25 protein-coding genes and 1 tRNA gene are annotated in these 20,402 nt (G+C 61.6%); 10 read left to right on the top strand and 16 right to left on the bottom strand.

Annotated elements, in window-relative coordinates; translation table 11 throughout:
- Positions 1-12: 12 nt before the first annotated feature.
- Genes AC54AF_RS03385 through AC54AF_RS03370 form a run of 4 tightly spaced genes read left to right on the top strand, consistent with a single transcriptional unit; the run spans position 13 to position 4,394 of the window.
- Positions 13-1,359 (top strand): TadA family conjugal transfer-associated ATPase, encoded by a 1,347-nt coding sequence (locus tag AC54AF_RS03385; RefSeq protein ID WP_077408925.1) that lies wholly within the window; start codon positions 13-15, stop codon positions 1,357-1,359.
- An 11-nt stretch (positions 1,360-1,370) separates the two neighbouring features.
- Complete coding sequence (locus AC54AF_RS03380) at positions 1,371-2,348, top strand: type II secretion system F family protein (protein ID WP_496635351.1); 978 nt, start codon at positions 1,371-1,373, stop codon at positions 2,346-2,348.
- A 13-nt stretch (positions 2,349-2,361) separates the two neighbouring features.
- A complete protein-coding gene (locus AC54AF_RS03375) occupies positions 2,362-3,300 on the top strand; it encodes a type II secretion system F family protein (RefSeq protein ID WP_496635349.1) in 939 nt (312 codons plus the stop codon).
- 11 nt (positions 3,301-3,311) lie between these two features.
- Positions 3,312-4,394: a LytR C-terminal domain-containing protein gene (locus tag AC54AF_RS03370; protein ID WP_496635347.1), complete on the top strand. Its 1,083-nt coding sequence runs from the start codon at positions 3,312-3,314 to the stop codon at positions 4,392-4,394.
- A 67-nt stretch (positions 4,395-4,461) separates the two neighbouring features.
- On the opposite strand, the gene AC54AF_RS03365 is transcribed toward AC54AF_RS03370, so the two are convergent.
- Positions 4,462-5,451, bottom strand: a complete 990-nt coding sequence (locus AC54AF_RS03365; protein WP_496635345.1) for an EDSAP-1 family PEP-CTERM protein — start codon at positions 5,449-5,451, stop codon at positions 4,462-4,464.
- Positions 5,452-5,661: 210 nt separating this feature from the next.
- The gene (locus AC54AF_RS03360; RefSeq protein ID WP_496635343.1) at positions 5,662-6,036 is read right to left on the bottom strand and encodes a hypothetical protein; all 375 of its coding nucleotides are present in this window, start codon (positions 6,034-6,036) and stop codon (positions 5,662-5,664) included.
- A gap of 161 nt (positions 6,037-6,197) precedes the next feature.
- Here AC54AF_RS03360 and AC54AF_RS03355 point away from each other — a divergent pair, with 161 nt between their 5' ends.
- On the top strand, positions 6,198-6,509 hold the full coding sequence (locus AC54AF_RS03355) for a hypothetical protein (protein ID WP_131687935.1): 312 nt from the start codon (positions 6,198-6,200) through the stop codon (positions 6,507-6,509).
- A gap of 28 nt (positions 6,510-6,537) precedes the next feature.
- On the opposite strand, the gene AC54AF_RS03350 is transcribed toward AC54AF_RS03355, so the two are convergent.
- From AC54AF_RS03350 to petA, 9 genes are all read right to left on the bottom strand, one after another.
- Entirely contained in the window at positions 6,538-6,744 is a 207-nt protein-coding gene (locus AC54AF_RS03350; protein ID WP_070258640.1) for a dodecin, read from the bottom strand.
- 148 nt (positions 6,745-6,892) lie between these two features.
- Entirely contained in the window at positions 6,893-8,224 is a 1,332-nt protein-coding gene (locus tag AC54AF_RS03345) for a type II toxin-antitoxin system HipA family toxin (protein WP_496635341.1), read from the bottom strand.
- A gap of 2 nt (positions 8,225-8,226) precedes the next feature.
- Entirely contained in the window at positions 8,227-8,490 is a 264-nt protein-coding gene (locus AC54AF_RS03340; RefSeq protein ID WP_496635339.1) for a helix-turn-helix domain-containing protein, read from the bottom strand.
- Positions 8,491-8,904: 414 nt separating this feature from the next.
- Positions 8,905-8,980 (bottom strand) — tRNA-Thr (locus AC54AF_RS03335).
- 26 nt (positions 8,981-9,006) lie between these two features.
- Positions 9,007-9,519 carry a ClpXP protease specificity-enhancing factor gene (locus AC54AF_RS03330; RefSeq protein WP_131687938.1) on the bottom strand — a complete coding sequence of 171 codons (513 nt, stop codon included), beginning with the start codon at positions 9,517-9,519 and terminating at the stop codon, positions 9,007-9,009.
- Between the two features lie 234 nt (positions 9,520-9,753).
- Positions 9,754-10,365 carry a glutathione S-transferase N-terminal domain-containing protein gene (locus tag AC54AF_RS03325; protein WP_010394154.1) on the bottom strand — a complete coding sequence of 204 codons (612 nt, stop codon included), beginning with the start codon at positions 10,363-10,365 and terminating at the stop codon, positions 9,754-9,756.
- A gap of 120 nt (positions 10,366-10,485) precedes the next feature.
- Positions 10,486-11,250 (bottom strand): cytochrome c1, encoded by a 765-nt coding sequence (locus tag AC54AF_RS03320; protein ID WP_496635337.1) that lies wholly within the window; start codon positions 11,248-11,250, stop codon positions 10,486-10,488.
- Positions 11,251-11,286: 36 nt separating this feature from the next.
- Positions 11,287-12,699 (bottom strand): cytochrome b N-terminal domain-containing protein, encoded by a 1,413-nt coding sequence (locus AC54AF_RS03315; RefSeq protein WP_131687940.1) that lies wholly within the window; start codon positions 12,697-12,699, stop codon positions 11,287-11,289.
- 2 nt (positions 12,700-12,701) lie between these two features.
- Positions 12,702-13,310: a ubiquinol-cytochrome c reductase iron-sulfur subunit gene (gene petA / locus AC54AF_RS03310; RefSeq protein WP_034783594.1), complete on the bottom strand. Its 609-nt coding sequence runs from the start codon at positions 13,308-13,310 to the stop codon at positions 12,702-12,704.
- Positions 13,311-13,723: 413 nt separating this feature from the next.
- Here petA and mscL point away from each other — a divergent pair, with 413 nt between their 5' ends.
- From mscL to AC54AF_RS03290, 4 genes are read left to right on the top strand one after another with little or no spacing between them, the layout of a single operon-like run.
- On the top strand, positions 13,724-14,173 hold the full coding sequence (gene mscL / locus AC54AF_RS03305) for a large conductance mechanosensitive channel protein MscL (RefSeq protein WP_131687941.1): 450 nt from the start codon (positions 13,724-13,726) through the stop codon (positions 14,171-14,173).
- Between the two features lie 40 nt (positions 14,174-14,213).
- Entirely contained in the window at positions 14,214-15,374 is a 1,161-nt protein-coding gene (locus tag AC54AF_RS03300) for a Do family serine endopeptidase (RefSeq protein ID WP_496635334.1), read from the top strand.
- Between the two features lie 21 nt (positions 15,375-15,395).
- Positions 15,396-16,088 (top strand): DUF2461 domain-containing protein, encoded by a 693-nt coding sequence (locus tag AC54AF_RS03295; protein ID WP_496635332.1) that lies wholly within the window; start codon positions 15,396-15,398, stop codon positions 16,086-16,088.
- Between the two features lie 15 nt (positions 16,089-16,103).
- Positions 16,104-16,448 (top strand): cupin domain-containing protein, encoded by a 345-nt coding sequence (locus AC54AF_RS03290; protein ID WP_496635330.1) that lies wholly within the window; start codon positions 16,104-16,106, stop codon positions 16,446-16,448.
- 24 nt (positions 16,449-16,472) lie between these two features.
- Here the strand turns inward: AC54AF_RS03290 and AC54AF_RS03285 are convergent, their stop codons facing one another.
- The 5 genes from AC54AF_RS03285 to AC54AF_RS03265 form a co-directional block, all read right to left on the bottom strand.
- The gene (locus AC54AF_RS03285; protein WP_496635328.1) at positions 16,473-17,513 is read right to left on the bottom strand and encodes an NAD(P)H-dependent glycerol-3-phosphate dehydrogenase; all 1,041 of its coding nucleotides are present in this window, start codon (positions 17,511-17,513) and stop codon (positions 16,473-16,475) included.
- A gap of 68 nt (positions 17,514-17,581) precedes the next feature.
- The gene (locus AC54AF_RS03280; RefSeq protein WP_131687944.1) at positions 17,582-18,043 is read right to left on the bottom strand and encodes an SH3 domain-containing protein; all 462 of its coding nucleotides are present in this window, start codon (positions 18,041-18,043) and stop codon (positions 17,582-17,584) included.
- Positions 18,044-18,126: 83 nt separating this feature from the next.
- The gene (gene secB, locus AC54AF_RS03275; protein WP_076565035.1) at positions 18,127-18,603 is read right to left on the bottom strand and encodes a protein-export chaperone SecB; all 477 of its coding nucleotides are present in this window, start codon (positions 18,601-18,603) and stop codon (positions 18,127-18,129) included.
- A gap of 160 nt (positions 18,604-18,763) precedes the next feature.
- Positions 18,764-19,030, bottom strand: a complete 267-nt coding sequence (grxC, locus tag AC54AF_RS03270; RefSeq protein ID WP_034753025.1) for a glutaredoxin 3 — start codon at positions 19,028-19,030, stop codon at positions 18,764-18,766.
- Between the two features lie 31 nt (positions 19,031-19,061).
- Positions 19,062-19,478 (bottom strand): rhodanese-like domain-containing protein, encoded by a 417-nt coding sequence (locus AC54AF_RS03265; RefSeq protein ID WP_131687945.1) that lies wholly within the window; start codon positions 19,476-19,478, stop codon positions 19,062-19,064.
- A 106-nt stretch (positions 19,479-19,584) separates the two neighbouring features.
- Here AC54AF_RS03265 and gpmA point away from each other — a divergent pair, with 106 nt between their 5' ends.
- Positions 19,585-20,331: a 2,3-diphosphoglycerate-dependent phosphoglycerate mutase gene (gpmA, locus tag AC54AF_RS03260; RefSeq protein WP_496635325.1), complete on the top strand. Its 747-nt coding sequence runs from the start codon at positions 19,585-19,587 to the stop codon at positions 20,329-20,331.
- The last annotated feature ends 71 nt before the right edge of the window (positions 20,332-20,402 follow it).

Here is a 20,402-nt window from a genome sequence, read left to right as displayed (position 1 = left end):
ATGGGAGCCGAGATGACTTTACGCGAACGCCTGGCGGCGAATGAAACGGTGCGCCCCGCCACCAATGGACAAGGTGCGCTGGCGCTGCACGCCTACCAGGAACTCAAGAAAACCATGCACCAGACGATACTCGACCGTATCGACCTGGAACGCTTGAAACGCCTGACGGCGGAGCAGTTCAAGCACGAGCTGGCGCTGCTGGTGCAGCGCGTGATCGAGGAAGAGCGCATCGTCCTGAACCAGCACGAGCGGCATAGCCTGGTGCTCGACATCCAGCACGAGATGCTGGGCTTTGGCCCGCTCGAACCCTTGCTGGCCGACGCCAGCGTGTCCGACATCCTCGTCAATACCTGCGACAAGGTGTATGTGGAGCGGGGCGGGCGGCTGCAGCTGACGGACGTGACGTTCCACGACAATGCGCACCTGATGAAGATCATCGAAAAGATCGTCTCGCGCGTGGGACGGCGGGTCGACGAATCGAGCCCGATGGTCGACGCGCGCCTGCCCGACGGTTCGCGCGTGAATGCCATCATTCCACCGCTGGCCGTCGATGGTCCGATTTTGTCGATCCGGCGCTTTGCCGTGCAGCCTTTGACGATCGCCAATCTGCTCGACTACAAAAGCCTGACGCCGCCCATGGTGCAGGTGCTGCAGGCGCTGGGCCAGGCCAAGGTCAACATCCTGATCTCGGGTGGCACGGGCAGCGGCAAGACGACCCTGCTCAACGTGCTGTCCGGCTTCATCCCCGGCAGCGAGCGCATCGTCACCATCGAGGATGCGGCCGAACTGGCGCTGCGCCAGCCGCACGTGGTGCGCCTGGAAACGCGTCCGCCGAATATCGAGGGCAAGGGGGAAGTATCGCAGCGGGCGCTGGTGCGCAATGCGCTGCGCATGCGGCCCGACCGCATCATCCTGGGCGAAGTGCGCGGCGCCGAGGCGCTCGACATGCTGCAGGCGATGAACACGGGCCATGAAGGTTCGCTGGCGACGATCCACTCGAACACGGCGCGCGACGCGCTGGCGCGGCTGGAAAACATGGTCGGCATGGCCAGCGTGAACCTGACGCCGCGCGCCACGCGCCAGCAGATCTGTTCGGCCGTGACGGTGGTGATGCAGGTGTCGCGCCTGACGGACGGCGCGCGCAAGCTGGTCAGCCTGCAGGAAGTGACGGGCATGGAAGGCGACATCATCGCCATGCATGAAATCTTCCGCTTCGAGCAGACGGGCGTCGATGCCGCCGGCAAGGTGCTGGGCCACTTTTGCGCCACGGGCGTGCGGCCCCGTTTCACGGAGCGCTTGCGCATGTTCGGCGCGCCCGTACCCGATAGCGTCTTCGATCCCGACCGCATCTACGAATAAGGAGGGGAAGCATGGACCTGGTGTTCTACGGCTTTGCCGTGCTGCTGTTCGCCGCCTGCATCCTGATGGTGGAAGGCGCCTGGCTGTGGTGGTCGGGCACGCACGGCAGCGCGGCGCGCCGCATCAACCGGCGCTTGCGGCTGATGGCGGCGCGCGGCGAGGCGGGCGGCGAGCGGGTTTCCATCCTCAAGCAGCGCCGCTATGCGCGCGCACCCGGCCTCGAGCGCTGGCTGCGGCGCCTGCCGCAGGCGGGAAAGCTCGACCACCTGCTGCTGCAATCGGGCTTGTCCTGGTCGGTGGCGCAGTTCCTGGGCGGCGCGGGCGCCCTGTTGCTGCTGGCGCTGCTGTGGCTGGCCATCTGGCCCATGCCGCTGCCGGGCGCCTTGCTGCTGCTGGGCGTGGCCGGTGGCGGGCCGTGCATGGTCGTGCTGCGCGCGCGCGCGGCGCGGCTGAAAAAGATCGAGGCGCAATTGCCGGAGGCGGCCGACTTCCTGGCCCGCGCCCTGCGCGCCGGGCACTCGTTTTCGAATGTGCTGCAGATGGTGGGCGATGAACTCAATGAGCCGATCAGCGGCGAATTCAAGATGGCGCACGAAGAGATCAATTACGGCGTGCCGATGAACGAGGCGCTGCAAAACCTGGCCGCGCGCATTCCGCTGACGGACTTGCGCTACCTCGTCATCGCCGTGCTGGTGCAGCGCGAATCGGGGGGCAATCTGGCCGAAGTGCTGGTCAGCATCGCGCGCATCATCCGCGCCCGTTTAAAGCTGCTGGGACAGGTGCGCGTGCTGTCGGCCGAGGGGCGCATGTCGGCCTGGGTGCTGGGCTTGATGCCGGTGGTGATGATCGGCGTCATGGCGCTCGTCAACCCGCAATACATCCGCCTGCTGTGGACCGATCCCAGCGGCATCAAACTGCTGTGGTACGCGGCCGGCATGGTGGCATTGGGCGTGGTCTGGATGCGCAATGTGATCCGCATCCGCATATAAAACAGGAGGTGGCATGAGCGGTGCACAACTGCTGTTTCTCGTGATCGTCTTCGCCGTGGTGGTGGCGCTGGCCCTGCTGGCGTGGCTGATCTTCTTTCCCGGCGCCTTGCGCCAGCGCCTGTTCGGTGCCATGGCGCCGGCCGCCAGCGAGGCGGTGGCCGACACGGGCTGGGTGGAGCGCGTGGCGCGCGTGGCGCAGCCGTTCAGCAAGCTGTCGCTGCCGGAAGAGGGCTGGGAGCGCTCGCCGCTGCGCACGCGCTTCATGAACGCGGGCTGGCGGCAAGCCGGCGCGCCGGCCCTGTATTTTGCCGCGAAAAGCGTGCTGGCCCTGCTGTTCCCCACTGTACTGGGGCTGTATGCGGCCAGCACCATGGCGGCGCAGTTGCGCAGCGTGCTGCTGTTGCTGCTGTGCGTCAGCGCCACCATCGGCTATTACCTGCCAAACCTGGTGCTGGCCAGCACGGCCAAGCGGCGCCAGCGCGACATCTTTGAAAATATCCCCGACGCGCTCGACTTGCTGACCGTGTGCGTGGAAGCAGGCCTGAGCCTGGAGCGCGCGCTCGTCAAAGTGTCGGGCGAAATCCACATCAAGAGCGTGGTGCTGGCGCAGGAATTGCAGCTGGTGCTGATGGAAATGCGTGCCGGCTTTTCTAAGGAAAAGGCGCTGCGCAACCTGGCCTTGCGCAGCGGCGTGGAAGATGTCGATACCCTCGTTGCCATGCTGATTCAATCGGAACGCTTCGGCACCAGCATGGGCGATTCGCTGCGCGTGCATTCGGAAAACCTGCGCGGCAAGCGCAGCCTGCTGGCCGAAGAGGCGGCAGCGAAGATCGCCCTGAAACTGCTGTTCCCGCTGATCTTTTGCGTCTTTCCCACCCTCATGCTGGTGCTCATGGGGCCGGCCGTGATCGAAGTCTATCGCGTGCTCGTGCCGGCCATGGCCAGCCGCTGAAAGGAGTCACCATGCGCTTGACGATTTCCCGCCTGGCCGCCGCCTGTGCCTGCCTGGGCCTGGGCGCCTGTGCCAGCCACACGGCGCGCGCGCCGCTGCCGCCGGCGCTAGACGCCGATGCCGCCTATGTGGCGGGGCGCCGGTTTTTTGACACGGGCGACCTGCCCGCCGCGCAAGCGGCCTATGAGCACGCCCTGCGCGCCGCGCCGCGCCATGTGAATGCGCGCAACGGCCTGGCCGTGTTGCACGCGCAGCGCGGCGAACATGACGCGGCGATCGCCCATTGGCTGGCCCTGACGCAGGAGGCGGGTCCGCCGCAGCCGCAGCAGGCGTATCTGTTCAGCAATCTCGGTCATGCCTATTATTTAAGCGGACGCGATGCGCAAGCCTTGCCCGCGCTGGAACAGGCCTGTCTGCTCGACCCGTTCAATGCGCTGGCCTGGCGGCACCTGGCGCAAGTGCTGGAACGGCTGGGACAGCATGCGCGCGCGGCAGTCATGCGGCGCCAGGCGGCCAGCTTGCAGGAACACGATTTGCGGCGCGACCTGGCCGTCTTGCGCAAGGAGGCGTCACCGCAGGGTGTGCCCGTGGCCGCGCCGCTGCCGGATGCGCCCGCCATGGCACGCATCGAGATCACGCAAGGCGACGGCATGGCCCGCTTGCAGCGCGTGCCGGCGGCCGTGCGCGGCGTGCCCGCTGCCACTGCCGTAGCGGAGCGGTCCATGCCGGCCGCTGCCGTGCCGCGTCCTCGCCTGGAAATTGTGAACGGCAACGGCGTGCCCGGCCTGGCCGCCGCGCTGGCGCGCAGCCTGGCCGGTGGTCCCGTGCAGGTGGTGCGCCTGGCCAATGAAACCAGCTTCCAGGTGGCGCGCACGCGCGTCGAATACCGGCCCGCACAGGAACTGGCGGCGCGCCAGCTGGCCAGTCAGCTGGGGCTGCAGGTACAAACCCAGATACAGACCCAGGCCGCCGATTGCCCTGCCAGCGAGTTGCGCCTGGTATTGGGGCGCGACTTGAGCGATCCGGCCATGCTGCACCGCTATTATCTGCAGCAATTGCAGCTGGCGCGCCAGGCGCTGGCGCGGCTCGGTTAAAACATTTCTGCCTGCATGAAAAACACGCGGCGCCTTTGCGGGCGCCGCGTATTTTTCATACGGTTGATTATTTCGGCTGGCGGCGGCGCGTAAAAGCTAGGGCCGCCAGTCCCATGCCCAGCAGGAACAGGGTGCCTGGTTCCGGCACGGCCAGAGGATCGATGACGACGATGTCGGTGCGCGTGGACTTGGAAAAGTTCAAGGTATAGCTGCCGGCGGGCAGGGCGAAATTCGAGGTCAGGGAAAACATCGCAAAGCCATTCGTGAAGGCGCGTCCGGTGGCCGGGTCATTGGTGCCGGCCGTCATGTTCAGGCTGAACGGGTCGAGGCTGCCAACCGTATGGTTGCCATTGACGTCGCTGCCATTGTTGGCATCGCCATCGGGCGCGAACTGGAAGATCACGCCATCGGCATTCGCGTTCGACAGGCAGCCGGCGGGGCTGGCGCTGTTGCAGGAGATATTGAAGATATCCATGATCGACACGTTCGACTTGTCGCCCATGGTCGTTACGCTGGTGCGCAGGTCGCGCCGTCCCAAGAAGCTGAAGGTGATGAAACCGGCGCTCGACAGGGTCAGGTTGACGGAGCCGGTGAGGGTGTCGCCGGCCGTGGCCGTGGCGGCGCCGACCGTGTTGCGCTGTGCTTCCGCCACGGCTTGCACGGTGGCGCCGCCATTGATCATGTTGCCGAAGGCATGCGCATCGCCGCGGGCAAACTCCAGGGTGGAACTGGGGCTGGGAGCGTAGTGATTTTGCGGCAAGCCGCTGCAGCCGCCGCCCGAACATACTTGCAATACGTCCGCGTTGGCGGCCGGGCCCGTATTGACGGCGCGCGGATTGACGGCGACGCCGCCTTCGAAAAACGCGCTATCGCTGGCATTGCGGTTGGCGCCGGCCAGCGACAAGCTACCGGCACTGGTGCTGATGCGGAAATTGTTCAACTCGTTGACGGCCAGGCCGTACGCGCCGGCCTGCGCCTGGCCGCTGGCCAGCAGGCTGGCCGCCGCCAGTGCGCCCAGCCAGCCCAGGGTCTTGCTTCGTGTGTGATCGACGTTCATCGCAGCCTCTTATCGTGGTCAGTCTCGGAAAAACCGGGGACAAAGAATCCAGAGTGACTTGCCTGGATTCATCTTGTAGACAGGGATAAGCAGTTTGCATGCCACACAAAAAAAACAAATTGAATCAACGACTTGTGCAAAGCGGACTGGGCTGGATAGGGCGAAGTGTAAGAAAGGCCGACGCTGCTTGGCGGGTGGCGCCCGACAGCCTCAGGTGCCGCGGTGATAGCCCAGGTGGCCACCCGAATTGCGCGCGCAGCCGCAACCGATGCGCGCCACTTCCTCGCCTTCCGTCAATTTCCAGTTGGTAATCGTCGTGTGCTGCCAGTCGATGTCGCTTTTCTTGACAGGTTTTACCGTCAGGGTGCGTGCTTCCGCATCCGTGTATTCCATCAGCTCCTCGTCGTCGGCGATGTCGAAATGGCGGTGGATCAGGGAAATGCCGAAGCGGTCGAGTGCGCCATAGCGTTGCAGCACGTCGCGCAGTGCGTGAAAGCAGGCCAGATCCTCGGGCAGCAGCGGATCGACGGCGGAAATATCGGCGACGGGTTGCCATTGCATGGCATGGATGTTCAGGCTGTGCATGATAGGCTCCTGTGCCCCGTGATGAGTGGCCCAGGCTGCCAGAGGGGCGCCGGCACGCCTGGCGAAATACCCATCGTGGCCGCAAAACCGCTGCGGCGCTTGCGCCAGATCAAAGGTGCGGCACATCGCATCTCGTCCGACATTGCCCGGTAAAATAGGCCATGGCAAACAAAACCCCCACCTTCCCCGGCGCGCGCACGGGCCGCGGCCAGGTCCTGGCCGTGCTGCTGTCGAACCGCGACCAGTCCGGCGCCGAACCGCTGCAAGGCCGCGTCTCGCTGGCCGCCATCGTCAAGGCATTGAAACGCAAATACCACTGGCCGATCGAGACGCACAGCTTTCCCGCCAACACGCAGGATGGCCGGGCCAGCTGGGCGACCGTCTACAGCTTGCCGGAAAAGGTCATTCAGAGCGCGCTGGAGGCCGGCGGCCGGGAGTGGCTGGAGAGCCGGGCAGTAGCAGGGCGGCGCTGAATGCGCCGCCCTGCCTTACTCGATCCCTTTATTCGAGCCGGAAGCCGACCTTGAGCGTGACCTGGAAGTGCGCCACCTTGCCATCGACGATATGTCCCCGCGACTCGGTCACTTCATACCAGTCCATATGCTTGACCGTCAGCGCCGCCTTGGCAACGGCATCGCGTATCGCCTGATCGCTGCTCTCGGTCGATGTGCCGACCAGTTCGATCAGCTTGTAAGTGTGTGCGGACATGATATTTCCCCAGGTAGGCAAGCCAGACATCGGGAGCCTGCTTTGCGCAAGCACGTGCTCATCTTGCGCCTAAATGTGCTGATAGTCATTGCGCGGTGCAGCAATGGGGCGCGCAAGCCGAGAATCCTTCCCTTCAGGCTGGCGGCATCTATTGAAGGGTGGCTGCTGAAGCAAGCAGGCCGCCCAGAATTTTGTCGGCCACCTTTTCCGAAAAACCCACAGGCAGTTCGCTGCGGACCTTGTCTACGATGGCGGGTGTGCGGGCAATGAAGTCGAGCAGGAGCGGTTCGGCGTCCGTGCCGTAGCCGACCGCTTTTGCAGTGCTGTTGAAGTGTCGCCGCTGTATGCCATGCGCGAGGTAGTGCCGGTTGCTTCCGAGTAGCGCCATCGCCATCTTGAGCTTGCGTTCGGTCCACTGGTTGGGTCCAGGGCCGATCACAGGATAGCCGGACATCACATCATAGATGGGCGTCAGCTTGAACCGGCCGGCGCCCGCCAGTAGCTGGATACTGAAGTTCTTGGCGTGGCCATCGGGGGCGCGCAGCATCCAGAACAGAAGTTGGGAGGCCATCAGCGTGTGCATGTCGGCAGCGCTCTGCTGCGATTGCTGCAGCAGGGTAAACATCTGTTTTAATCCCGGCCCACCGTCATTTTCGTATTTCAGCAGCGGTGATGTTCCCGTCGCCTGGCAAAAATCCTCCTGAACCAGCCGGAACAGCTGCTTGCCATCGCTTGATCGCACGCGGTCAAAACGCTCGACGACGAGCACCCGTTGCGCGCCGAACGTCGCAATCTCGGCATTTGCCGTGGGCAGCCCGTACTCCTTGAACAGCCGCAGGCATAGCCACTCGTTATCGACCGACGTGGTGAAGTCGGCTTTTTTCCCGCCGACCATCCCGATCGGAAGCTTGAAGATGTGGGTTGTGGGCGTCGCGCCACGCGGCTTCATCCATTTCCCATCCCACCACAAGAAGGCGTCCTTCTCTTGCGCGCCAGCCAGCGAAATGCGGAAATCATCGTCGGCGTCATCGGTGGCGCCGTGTCGCTCCGAGCTGACCGCTTCGAGCAGGTGCCGCTCGATGTCTTCCTCGTCAAGGGCGATGCCATCGACCTGGGCCAGTCCTTCCGGTTTGCCGCCTTCGGGCAGCAGCTGCAAGGCGCCGACGCAGTCCCGGCCGATAGCCGCGAGCAGGTCGAAGGGTTCGAGAGAGCCTGTCTTGAACCGGGTCGCAACGCGTTTGCGAATGATGTCACTGTCCGGCAGCAAGCCCTCAAAGTAGTTGGCAACACTGGCACCCTTGAGCGGTTCATTGCGTAGATTGAACGGCAGCGACAGTGAGATCGGGCGCCCGAGCCTTGAGCTTTGCCAGGACGCATCGTACTGGAGTTCGGAGTCGCCGTTGGCCTTGACCGTCCAGCGTCCTACATAGTCGCCATTTGCCCAAAGATGGAGCGTCTGGCTGTGTGAGCGGCGGCCCATGATTACCACTCGGCCGAATTGCTTGTGGCGGAGGTATCGCGCTCGCCCAACTGCAGCTCCAACTCGAGTGCGGAGCACCAGCTGAGTAACTGCTTGACACTGATTTCGTCAGGATGGCTCTCCAGGTAGGAGATGCGATTCTGGCTCAAGCCGACACGCGCGCCTACAGTCGCCTGGGTGATCTTGTGCCGTTTGCGGGTCGATGCGAGCAACTGGCCGAGCTGCGACGCCGTGAGGAGACGGTGGGTGGTGGGCGAAAAGGACATGTGTGGTATCCGTAATTCAGATATATCAATATTATCTGAATTACGGATAAAGTCAAGATATCTGCATAGCAGATATGTCAGGAATAGTCGAGAAGCAGATAAAACAAAGAGGAGATAACGAACAGTTGGCCAAAAGATGCTGCAGATTCTCCTCGTGTTTCACCGAGGTACGGGAGGTACCAAGGCCGACTATCACGTGACGGTCGGCCTTGGCTGTTCAATCAGTCGTAGAAAATGTATTCAGTCTCATCCGGTTGGAGACTTGGGGAGAAAACCGCAGACATTGCGGGTATGGGCGTCCTCCGAAAATGGACCTCTGCGACCGGTTCGTGTGAACGGCCGGCTGAGCGGTTACATGGCGTCCAGAAAGCAAAAAGCCCAATCCTGAGGATTGGGCTAAGTGCTTGAATTTATTGGTGCCGACTGCCGGTTTCGAACTGGCCACCTGATGATTACAAATCAACTGCTCTACCAAATGAGCTAAGTCGGCAAAAACTGCGCGTTGCGAATTATACGCTATTTAATGCGTGTCAGGGTCGGGCGGCCGCCTTTTTTTGGTGGCTCGTCGTCGCCGGGCGTGGCGCTGTCGCGTTGTTCGGGGGAACCGGTCGGTACGGACGACAGGGTTGGAGCGCTGGCGGCGGGGGCGAGCACTGGCGGCGGGACGTCGGCGGAGGCCGGGCTGTCCGTCGGCTGCGCGTCGGGGTCAGCGTTGCCCAGCACGGGTTCGAAAGCCATGCCCTGGCCGTTTTCGTTGGCGTAGATGGCCATCACGTTGTCGACCGGCACGTAGATTTCGCGCGAGACGCCGCCAAAGCGGGCGTGGAAGCGGATGGCGTCGTTGTCCATCTTCAGGCCGCTGGTGGCGCCGAAGCTGATGTTGAGCACGATTTCGCCCTTTTTCACGTATTCCATCGGTACCGTGGTGCGCGAATCGACTTTGACCGCGAGATAAGGCGTGTAGCCGCTGTCGGTGCACCACTCGTAGATGGCGCGCAGCATATAAGGTTTGGTTGAGATTTCAGACATGGTAGGCACGGTGAGGCGGGAGCGCCCCCGTCAGCATGAGGCGGGCGCACCGGTAGTTCAATGAAACGATGGGACAACTATCAATACAAGAACCAAGAATGACAGCTGGCCCGAGATGCCCCAGAAAGCGTAGCGAGCAAGCCCGATATCGGCTTCAGTAACGCAGCCGTACTTGAGTACGGCGAGTAACGCCAAGTCGAGAGCGGGCTGCGCAGTAGCTTTATGGGGATATCTTTAGCGGCGCATCACTTTTTCGGATGGCGTCAGCGCTTCGATGTAGGCAGGACGCGAGAAGATGCGTTCGGCGTATTTCATCAGCGGTGCAGCCGTCTTCGACAGTTCGATGCCGTAGTGGTCCAGGCGCCACAGCAGCGGCGCGACAGCCACGTCGAGCATCGAGAATTCGTCGCCCAGCATGTACTTGTTTTTCAGGAACAGCGGCGCCAGGGTCGTCAGGCGGTCGCGGATTTCCGCGCGGGCCTTGTCGTGGGCCTTGTCGTTGCTCTTGGCGCGTTCGCTTTCCAGCACGTGCACGTGCACGAACAGTTCTTTCTCGAAATTGAACAGCATCAGGCGCGCGCGGGCACGCATCAGCGGATCGGCCGGCATCAGTTGCGGATGCGGGAAGCGCTCATCGATGTACTCGTTGATGATGTTCGATTCATACAGGATCAGTTCGCGCTCGACCAGGATAGGCACCTGGCCATACGGATTCATGGTCGAAATGTCTTCCGGTTTGTTGAACAGGTCGACGTCGCGCACTTCGAAGTCCATGCCTTTTTCAAACAGGACCAGGCGGCAGCGTTGCGAAAATGGGCAGGTTGTACCCGAATAGAGAACCATCATTTTTTATAGTTCCTTAGAAACAAAGGGGGTGAAGCCGCGAACGGCTCACCCCAGGTCGCTTGTCCACTCATGCGGACAACGCAGAAACAGGCATAAACCGGCCTATGGCCGGCGCCTCACTTATTTGACTTCCTTCCAGAACGACGCGTTAAGGCGCCATGCCAGCAGAGCAAAGACCGACAGGAACAGCAGCACCCACACGCCCAGGCGCTTGCGTGTTTGCTGTGCCGGTTCGGCCATCCACTCCATGTAGCCGACCAGGTCGGCTACCGCATTGTCATACTCGATCTTGTTCAACGTGCCTGGCTTGACCTGCTCGAAGCCGGCAAATTTGTGGATCTTCTTGCCAGCTTCGTGCGGATCATTCTCTTCCACGAACTTGGCAGTCTGGATACCTTGCAACTCCCATAACACATGCGGCATGGCAACATTCGGCAAGACCATATTGTTCCAGCCGGTCGGCCGAGTGTCGTCTTTATAGAACGTACGCAGGTAAGTATACAGGTAGTCGCCGCCTGTGCCAGCGGAAGATGATTTCGCGCGCGAAATTACCGACAAATCCGGCGGTACGACGCCAAAGAAGGCCTTGGCGTCCTGCGGTGCCAGGCTTGTCGTCATCAGGTCGCCTACTTTCTCACCTGAGAACAACAGATTCTCCTTGATCTGGATTTCCGTCAAGCCCAGGTCGCGCAGGCGGTTGTAGCGCATCGACACGGCAGCGTGGCAATTCAGGCAATAATTGACGAACAGTTTGGCGCCATGCTGCAGCGCTGCCATGTTGGTCTGGCGGTCAGGCGCCTTGTCCAGCGGAAAGCCGCCTTCGCTGGCGAGAGCCATGGCAGGCACGAAGGCCAGGATGGCGAGCAGTTTTTTTGCAATCTTCATATGATGTATGTCCTTTGAGCGTGGCGTGAGAGCGGCTTAGTGCGGGTGAAACGTCACACGCGACGGCACGGTCTTGAACTTGCCCATTGCACTCCACCATGGCATCAGCAGGAAAAAGCTGAAGTAAATCAGGGTGCACACTTGCGACACGATGGTTTTCGCATCCGTTGGCGCCTGGGTACCGAGGTAGCCGAGGATCAGGAACGACAGGCCGAAGATGGCATAGATGTATTTGTGCCAGGTCGGACGGTAGCGGATCGATTTCACGGGCGAATGGTCGAGCCATGGCAGGAAAGCCAGGATCACGACGGAACCGCCGAAGAACACCACGCCCCAGAATTTCGCATCGAGTACCTGCGGCAGCATGCCGATGATGGCGACGATGGCGATGCCGGCGATGATGGACTTGACGCTCGTCGACAGGCGCGACTTGAGCCAGATGAACACCACGTAGGCGGCCACGACACCCATCAGCACGTACATGAAGTCGGCCGTGGTGGCGCGCAGCACCGAGTAGAACGGCGTGAAGTACCAGGTTGGCGCGATGTGCAGCGGGGTTTTCAGCGAGTCGCCTGGCAGGAAGTTGTTGTATTCCAGGAAGTAACCGCCCATTTCCGGCGCGAAGAAGACGACGGCGCTGAAAATGACGAGGAAGATCGACACGCCGAACAGGTCATGCACGGTGTAGTAAGGATGCGAAGGGATCGAATCGACCGGGTGGCCATCGGCGCCCAGGTTTTCTTTCACTTCGATGCCGTCCGGATTGCTCGAACCGACTTCATGCAGGGCGATCAAGTGCGCGGCAACCAGGCCCAGCAGTACCAGCGGGATGGCGATCACGTGGAAGGCGAAGAAGCGGTTCAGGGTCGCGTCGGAGACGACGTAGTCGCCGCGGATCCACAGCGACAGGTCAGGGCCGATCAGCGGGATGGCGCCAAACAGGTTGACGATCACTTGCGCGCCCCAGTACGACATCTGGCCCCATGGCAGCAGGTAGCCGAAGAACGCTTCGGCCATCAGGCACAGGAAGATGGCGAAACCGAACAGCCAGATCAGCTCACGTGGCTTGCGGTACGAGCCGTACAGCAGGGCGCGCGTCATGTGCAGGTAGACGATGATGAAGAAGGCCGAGGCGCCCGTCGAGTGCATGTAGCGCACCAGCCAGCCCCACGGTACTTCGCGCATGATGTACTCGACGGAATTGAAGGCCAGGGCCGCATCCGGTTTGTAGTGCATGGTCAGGAAGATGCCGGTGACGATCTGCAAGACCAGCACCAGCATGGCCAGCGAGCCGAAGATGTACCAGAAATTGAAGTTTTTCGGGGCGTAGTACTTGCCCCATTGGTCATTCCACAGTTTGGTCAGGGGAAAGCGGTCATCGACCCAGCCCAGCGCTTTTTCGGCGACGGGAGCGTCTGCAGGGAACTTCGTTTCTTTGAAAGCAGCCATGATCAAGCCTCGCCTTTCTCGTCTTTACCTATCAGCAATTTGGTGTCGCTCAGGTACATATGGCGCGGCACTTGCAGGTTGTCCGGCGCCGGCTTGTTCTTGAACACGCGGCCTGCCATGTCGAAGGTGGAGCCGTGGCAAGGGCACAGGAAGCCGCCTTCCCAGTCATCGGGCAGCGACGGTTGCGGGCCGGGGGTAAATTTCGAGGAAGGGGAGCAGCCCAGGTGGGTGCAGATGCCGACGGCGACGAGAATTTCAGGCTTGATGGAGCGCGCCTCGTTCATGCAGTATTCAGGCGTGAATTCGGCCGGATTGCGCTGGGAATTGGCATCGGCGACCTTGCCATCGGTTTGCTTGAGCGACGCGATCATTTCCGGCGTGCGCTTGAGGATCCAGACCGGCTTGCCACGCCATTCGACGGTGCGCATTTCGCCGGGTTGCAAGGTGGTGATGTCTACTTCGACCGGCGCGCCAGCCGCTTTCGCGCGCTCCGACGGCTGGAAGGTGCTTACCAAGGCTCCCGCGGTTGCCAATCCAACTACACTGCCCGCCGCGCACGTGGCGACGAGCAAGCCGCGACGGCCTGAATCGACCTGCTTTTCGTTACTCATGCAAACCCCAATCAGTCAAAATGCGAATCTTTATTATGAGTGGCAGCCGCGAAAAACCCGTCGCCGAAGCTCTTTCCCACTGATTGCCGCAACCCGCATCTTTGTACGGTAAAGTGGCAACATCCCTGCGGAACTTCGGCCAATGGCGCAGCCCGTGCCAGTTTCTTGTTGATTATCCGGAAGTGAAAAATCCACTTCTGGCAACCGCAAATTATAAGTGAAGCAAACAACGAATAGAACAAAAACGTTGCTTGTACCATAATTTATATACTTTTGCAGGAGGTGGCTAGTTCTTTCGAACTAGATGCGCCCGGCTGTGCCGGAATTGGTCTTGACTACAACCACAAGTTGGTGGCACTGGGAATCAATAGTATGATCGGCATGTTTTTTATACATATCCGAAGGAGAAATTCATGGCAATGATGAAGGAATTTAAAGAATTTGCAATGAAAGGCAACGTCGTCGATCTGGCGGTCGGTGTCATCATCGGTGGCGCCTTCGGCAAGATTGTCGATTCCCTGGTGCAAGACGTGATCATGCCGCCCATCGGCCGCATTTTCGGCGGCCTCGATTTCGCCAATTACTATCTGCCCCTGAATGGTCAGGCTACGACGATGACCCTGGTGGAAGCGAAAAAGGCGGGCGCCGTGCTGGCCTACGGTAACTTTCTGACCATTTTGCTCAACTTTGTCATTCTTGCCTTCATCATCTTCCAGATGGTGCGCCTGATGAACAAGGCCCGCCGCAGCGAACCGGTCGCGCCGGCAGCGGCACCGGTCACGCCGGAAGACATCGTGCTGCTGCGTGAAATCCGCGACTCCCTGCAGCAGAACGCACGCAACAGCAACAATCTGGCAAAATAAGTCGTTCCGGCACCGGCCGGCTATCTGGATAGAGAACTGTATGCGACGATTCTGGTTATTGTTTGCGCAAACCGTGACCATCGCGTTGGCGCTGTACTTTGTATACGGCGCGTTGCGCCCGGCCAGCCGGGTACAGCAACTGGGCTCTCCCGCGAAACCGGTGCCCGTGGTGGAAACGGCGTCGAGCAGCCTGGCGCCCGGTTCCTACCGCGATGCGGCGGCGCGAGCCATGCCCGCCGTCGTCAACATCCTCACCCTGCAAGTACCCAAGCGCGGCGTCCATCCGCTGGCGCGCGATCCTTTCTTTAAACGTTTCTTCGGCGACCGCGACCCGGACGGCGAGGATGGCGAGGACTTGAAAAACAGCCTCGGCTCGGGCGTCATCGTCAGCCATGAAGGCTATGTGCTGACGAATAACCACGTGGTCGAAGGCGCAGATGAAATCGAAGTGGTGCTCACCGATGGGCGCAAGGCGCCCGCCAAGGTGGTGGGCCTGGACCCGGAAACGGACCTGGCCGTCATCAAGATCGACCTCGACAAACTGCCCGTCATCGTGCTGGGCCAGTCGGAACTGGCGCGCGTGGGCGACGCGGTGCTGGCCATCGGCAACCCGTTCGGCGTGGGCCAGACGGTGACCATGGGCATCATCTCCGCCCTGGGCCGCAACAACCTGCACATCAACAGCTTTGAAAACTTCATCCAGACGGATGCGGCCATCAACTTCGGCAATTCGGGCGGCGCCCTGGTCGATACGCGCGGCAATCTGATCGGCATCAATACGGCGATTTATTCGCAAAGCGGCGGCTCCGTCGGCATCGGCTTCGCCATTCCCGTCTCGACGGCCAAGACGGTGATGGAAGCCATCATCAAGGATGGCCACGTGGTGCGCGGCTGGATCGGCGTGGAAACGCAGGACATCACGCCCGAGCTGGCGCAAAGCTTCAACTTGCAGCGCACCAGCGGCGCCATCATTGCCGGCGTGGTGCGCAACGGCCCGGCCGACAAGGCGGGCATCGTGCCCGGCGACATCCTGCTGGCCGTCGATGGCAAGCCCGTGGGCGACACGACGGAAATGCTCAACCTGATCGCCCAGCTGCCGCCCGGCGGAAAAGCTAAAATGACGGTGCTGCGCAAGAATCGCGAAGCGGCACTCGACGTGATGGTGGGCAAGCGCCCGATCCCGAAAGAGCTTTCCAAATAGTTGTAGATCGGAATTTGACACATGCATGTGCGTGATTTGACCCAATTTTTACGTGAACTGAGCGACAACAACAACCGTCCCTGGTTTGTCATGAACAAGCCCCGCTACGACATCCTGCGCGAGGAATTCCTCGCGCTGGTCACCAGCCTGATCGGTGAGCTGGGCAAGTTCGACCCGGCCGTGAAGTACTGCAATCCGAAGAAGGCCATGTTCCGCATCAACCGCGACGTGCGTTTCGCGCACGACAAGAGCCCGTACAAAACGCGTTTTTCGGCCGCCATTGCGCCGAACGACATGCGCCGTCCCAGCAAGGCGGGCGGCCCCACGTATTATCTGCAGATCGATGGCCAGGGAAATTTGCTGTTCGGCGCCGGCGAATATATGCCGCCGCCTGGCCGCCTGAAGGCGCTGCGCGAACACATGGTCAACGACGCGCCAGGTTTTTCCAAAGTGCTGAAAAATAAGCGCTTGAAAGCCCGCTTCGGCACCATCCAGAACGAGGGCAAGTTGCAGCGTCCGCCCAAGGGTTTCGAGGCGGACGCCGAACATATCGAATTCATCAAGCTGAAGAGCTTTTTTGTCTGGACCGAAGTGCCGCTGCCCGTGAACGCACCCGAGAAACTGCTGCCGACGCTGGCGGAAGGCTTGCAGGATGCGTGGCCGCTGGTCGAGTGGATGCGCGGCGCGAAAGAGCCGGAGGAAGTCACCGAGTAATTGCTGAAGGAGCACATGATGGCACTGGAGCACGCAAGTTCAGGACAGGTGATCGAGGTGCTGCGCAGGGAGGGTGACGACCTGTCGCAGTTTTCCGCCATCGCGCTGGCCAGGACGGATGAACTGGAATTGATCCGCATGTGCATGCCCAAGGGCAAGACCATGCCCGAGCATCATGTGCTCGGTGAAATCACCTTGCTGTGCCTGCAAGGGCAGGTGGCGGTGGAAGCGCATGGCGGCGTGCACCTGCTGGGGCCGGGGCAGATGCTGTACCTGCTCGGCGGCCAGGCGCACGCCCTGGAAGCGCGCGAAGACAGCCTGGTGCTGCTGACGATCCTGATGGCCAAGGCGGGGCGCTAGGTTCTCCTGGCGATTCAGGCCGCCTCAGGCCGCCTCAGCGCGCGGATCGCGCGACAGCAACTGCTGCACCATCACGTGCGGCAAGTCCCCATCGAACAGCACGCCGGCCACCGCGTTGGTGATCGGCATGTCGACCCCCATGCGGCGCGCCAGTTCGCGCACGGCCTTGGCGCACGGCACGCCTTCGGCCACATGACCGAGTTCGGCCACGATGGTCTCCAGCGCCTTGCCTTGCGCCAGGCCGAGGCCGACGCGGCGGTTGCGCGACAGGTCGCCCGTGCACGTCAAAATCAAATCGCCCATGCCCGTCAAGCCCATGAACGTTTCCGTCTGGCCACCCAGGGCCGTGCCCAGGCGCGTGATTTCCGCCAGGCCACGCGTGATCAGCGCGGCGCGCGCATTCAAGCCCAGGCCCAGGCCGTCGGCCACGCCGGTGGCGATGGCCAGCACGTTCTTGACGGCGCCGCCCACTTCCACGCCCACCAGGTCTTCGCTGGCATACACGCGGATGGTGCCGCCATGCAAGGCCGAGACGACGGTGCCGCGCAAGGCCGCGCTGTGCGAGGCGATGGTCAGCGCGCACGGCAAGCCGCGCGCCACTTCCTGTGCGAATGAAGGGCCGGACAGGGCGCCGCCAGGGATATTGTCGCCCAGCACTTCCTGCACGATCTGGTGCGGCAGCAGGCCCGTGCCGCCTTCAAAGCCTTTACATAGCCACACCAGGTTGCCGATGGCCTTGTCTTTCAATTGATGCAGCATGGGCCGCAAGCCCGCCACGGGACAGGCGGCGATCAAGAGGCCGTGTTCGCCGCCGGCATGCGCGACGGCGGCGTCGAAATCGGCGCTGATGCGCAGTTGCGGCGGCAAAGGGAAGCCCGGCAAATAGCTGTTTTCGCCGCTGGCGGCCATGGCGGCCATGGCTTCGCCATTGCGGCCCCACAGCAGCACGTCGTGGCGGCCGGCCAGGGCCATGGCCACGGCCGTGCCCCAGGCGCCGGCGCCGAGGATGGTGATCTTGCGGGGAAGGGCCTTGGCGGCGGGAGATGTATCGGGAGAAACTTGCATGCGACCTCAGTCTGGCGGGAAAAACGGGCGCGACGAACAGGCCGCTGCCCCGGTGCGCAGGGTGGCGCCTACAGGCCCCACACTTCGCTGGTCTTGACGTAGCCGCTCTGGCCATCCTTGTGGCGCACCTTGACCCAGCCGGAACTGGGCTGTTCGCTCATTTCCAGCAGCACGCCCTTGTCGACGAGGATGAGGGGCGAGGCGTTGTCGTCGGGGCTGGCGCGAACCTTGAGGTTCGCGGCGCGCGCCACGACGTTGCGCCTGGCCGACAGGCCCTTCGCTTCCGTCCAGGCCATTTCGCCGCTGGCGTCGCGTACCTTGACCCATTCGCCGTAGCTGAGCACGACTTCCAGCGGCATGCCGCGTGGCGCCACGTACAGCTTGCCGCCCTTGGCCGATGGCGCGTCGTACAGGATCACGGGCGCTGCGCCCACCGTTTTGAAATCGACGGCGTGGCTGGCGGCGGTCGCCAGCAGCAGCACGGCGCCGGCCATCCAGCGGAACTTGCTCAAGAGCGCACTTTTCAACATGATATTTTGAACCTTAACGAAACACGGCGGCCAGGCCGCCGTGTCAGGCCAGCCTTGACGGCCGGCGGGGTCTTGCCTGAAGCTTAGTGCGTCGTCGCGTCGCCTGCTGGGGCAGCGGCGGCAGCGTCAGCGATTGCTTGCAGACGTTGTTGGTAGAATACTTCGAAGTTGATCTCGGCCAGGTGCACTGGCGGGAAGCCGGCACGGGTGATCACGTCGGCGATGTTGGCGCGCAGGTAAGGGTAGATGATGTTCGGGCAGCCGATTCCCAGCAGCGGATCGAGTTGATCGGCAGGAATGTTGCGTGCTTCGAAGATACCGGCTTGCTTGCCTTCAACCAGGAAAGCGACTTTTTCGCCGACTTTGGCCGTCACGGTGATGGTCACGGTGGCTTCAAAGATGCCGTCGGCCAGAGGCGCAGCGCCCACGTCCAGCGCCACTTCGATGGCTGGTGCTTCTTGTTCCAGGAAAATAGCTGGGGAATTTGGTTGTTCCAGCGACATGTCTTTCAGGTAGACGCGTTGGATTTGGAAGACTGGTTGCAGATTTTCGTCGGACATGGAACGCTTTCGTTGTAAAGGACAAGAACGGCACACCGTTCAAATATGGTACTTGCGGTATTCAAACCGTGCCGGATAGGCACGGCCAGATCAGGTGCGAGGGCAATTGTATCAAAACAATACGACAAAAAACCAAGCAATTTCTCGAACCCGCTTTATATCAGGCTGCCGTGCCATTTAACAAGGGGTCGAGCTTGCCGGCTTGATCGAGCGCATACAAATCGTCGAATCCACCCACGTGGGTGTCGCCCACATAAATCTGCGGCACGGTGCGGCGGCCCGTGCGTTCCATCATCTTGATGCGCTCTTCCGGGTCGAGGTCGACGCGGATCTTTTGCACGGCCACGCCCTTCGATTCCAACAGGCGCTCGGCGCGCACGCAATACGGGCACACGGCGGTGCTATACACAATTACTGGGACGGTCATGATGCTTCCTTATGTGAGTGCTGGCGCAGGCTTACTTCGCCAGCGACAAGGTTTTCAATGGCAAACCCTGCTTTTTCCATTCGTCGAGGCCGCCTTCCAGGCTCGTTGCCTCAGCGAAACCGGCTTTGCCCAGCAGGCCAACGGCGGTTGCCGAACGCGAACCTTTCTGGCAAACCACTACAATGGGGCGCGTTTTGAATTTTTCCAGCTCGCCCAGGCGTTTTGCCAGTTCCGGCAGCGGAATATTTTTTGCGTCAGGCAAGTGGCCCGTGGCGAATTCTTCCGCGCTGCGCACGTCGACGACGATGGTCTTGCCGCGGTTGATCAGCTGCGTGACTTCCAGCACGGTCGCGCGCTTGCCGCGCATCGACAGCAGTGGCCAGAGGAGGGCGCCGCCGGAAATAATGACGATGGCAAACAGAAAAATGTGGTCGATAATGAATTTCACGTAGGGTCCAATGGTTTAAGTCAATCCGCGCATTATAAAATAGAAGCTGGACGAGGTCTTTTTACGTTTTGCTTTTTTGATTTGAACCCCTTGAGAAGATAGAACTATGTACAAAATCGTTTTCATGCGTCACGGCGAGTCCACCTGGAACCTCGATAACCGCTTCACCGGCTGGACCGACGTCGATCTGACGGAAAAGGGCGTCAACGAAGCCAGGGCCGCCGGCCAGATCCTCAAGCAGGAAGGTTTTACGTTCGACCTGGCCTACACTTCCGTCCTGAAGCGCGCCATCCGCACCCTGTGGCTGGCGCTCGACGAGATGGACATGATGTATTTGCCGATCAAGAACGACTGGCGCTTGAACGAGCGCCACTACGGCGCCCTGCAAGGCCTGGACAAGGGCGAGACGGCCGCCAAGTATGGCGACGAGCAAGTATTGGTATGGCGCCGCAGCTACGATACGCCGCCGCCGCCGCTGGCGGAAGACGACGAGCGCGCCTCGTTCAACGATCCGCGCTACGCCGGCTTGCCGAAAGAGTCGATTCCGCTGACCGAATGCCTGAAAGACACCGTGGCGCGCGTGATGCCGGCCTGGGATGAAGAAATCGCCCCGGCCATTCGCGCCGGCAAGAAGATCATCATCTCGGCCCATGGCAACAGCCTGCGCGCGCTGATCAAGATGCTCGATGGCATCAGCGACAGCGACATCGTCGGCCTGAACATTCCGAACGGCCAGCCGCTCGTGTATGAACTGGACGCCGACCTGAAACCGATCCGTCACTACTACCTGGGCGACCCGGCAGCGATTGCGGCAGCGCAAGCGGCCGTGGCGAACCAAGGGAAGGCCAAGTAATTTTGTCGTCTTTCTTCCGCGGCACAGCCATCGCCCCCTCTGCTGAACGACCCCTGCCGGCGTGGCGCGCC

This window comes from Janthinobacterium sp. JF4, from assembly GCF_059617925.1.
This window is presented reverse-complemented; position numbering and strand designations above follow the sequence as displayed.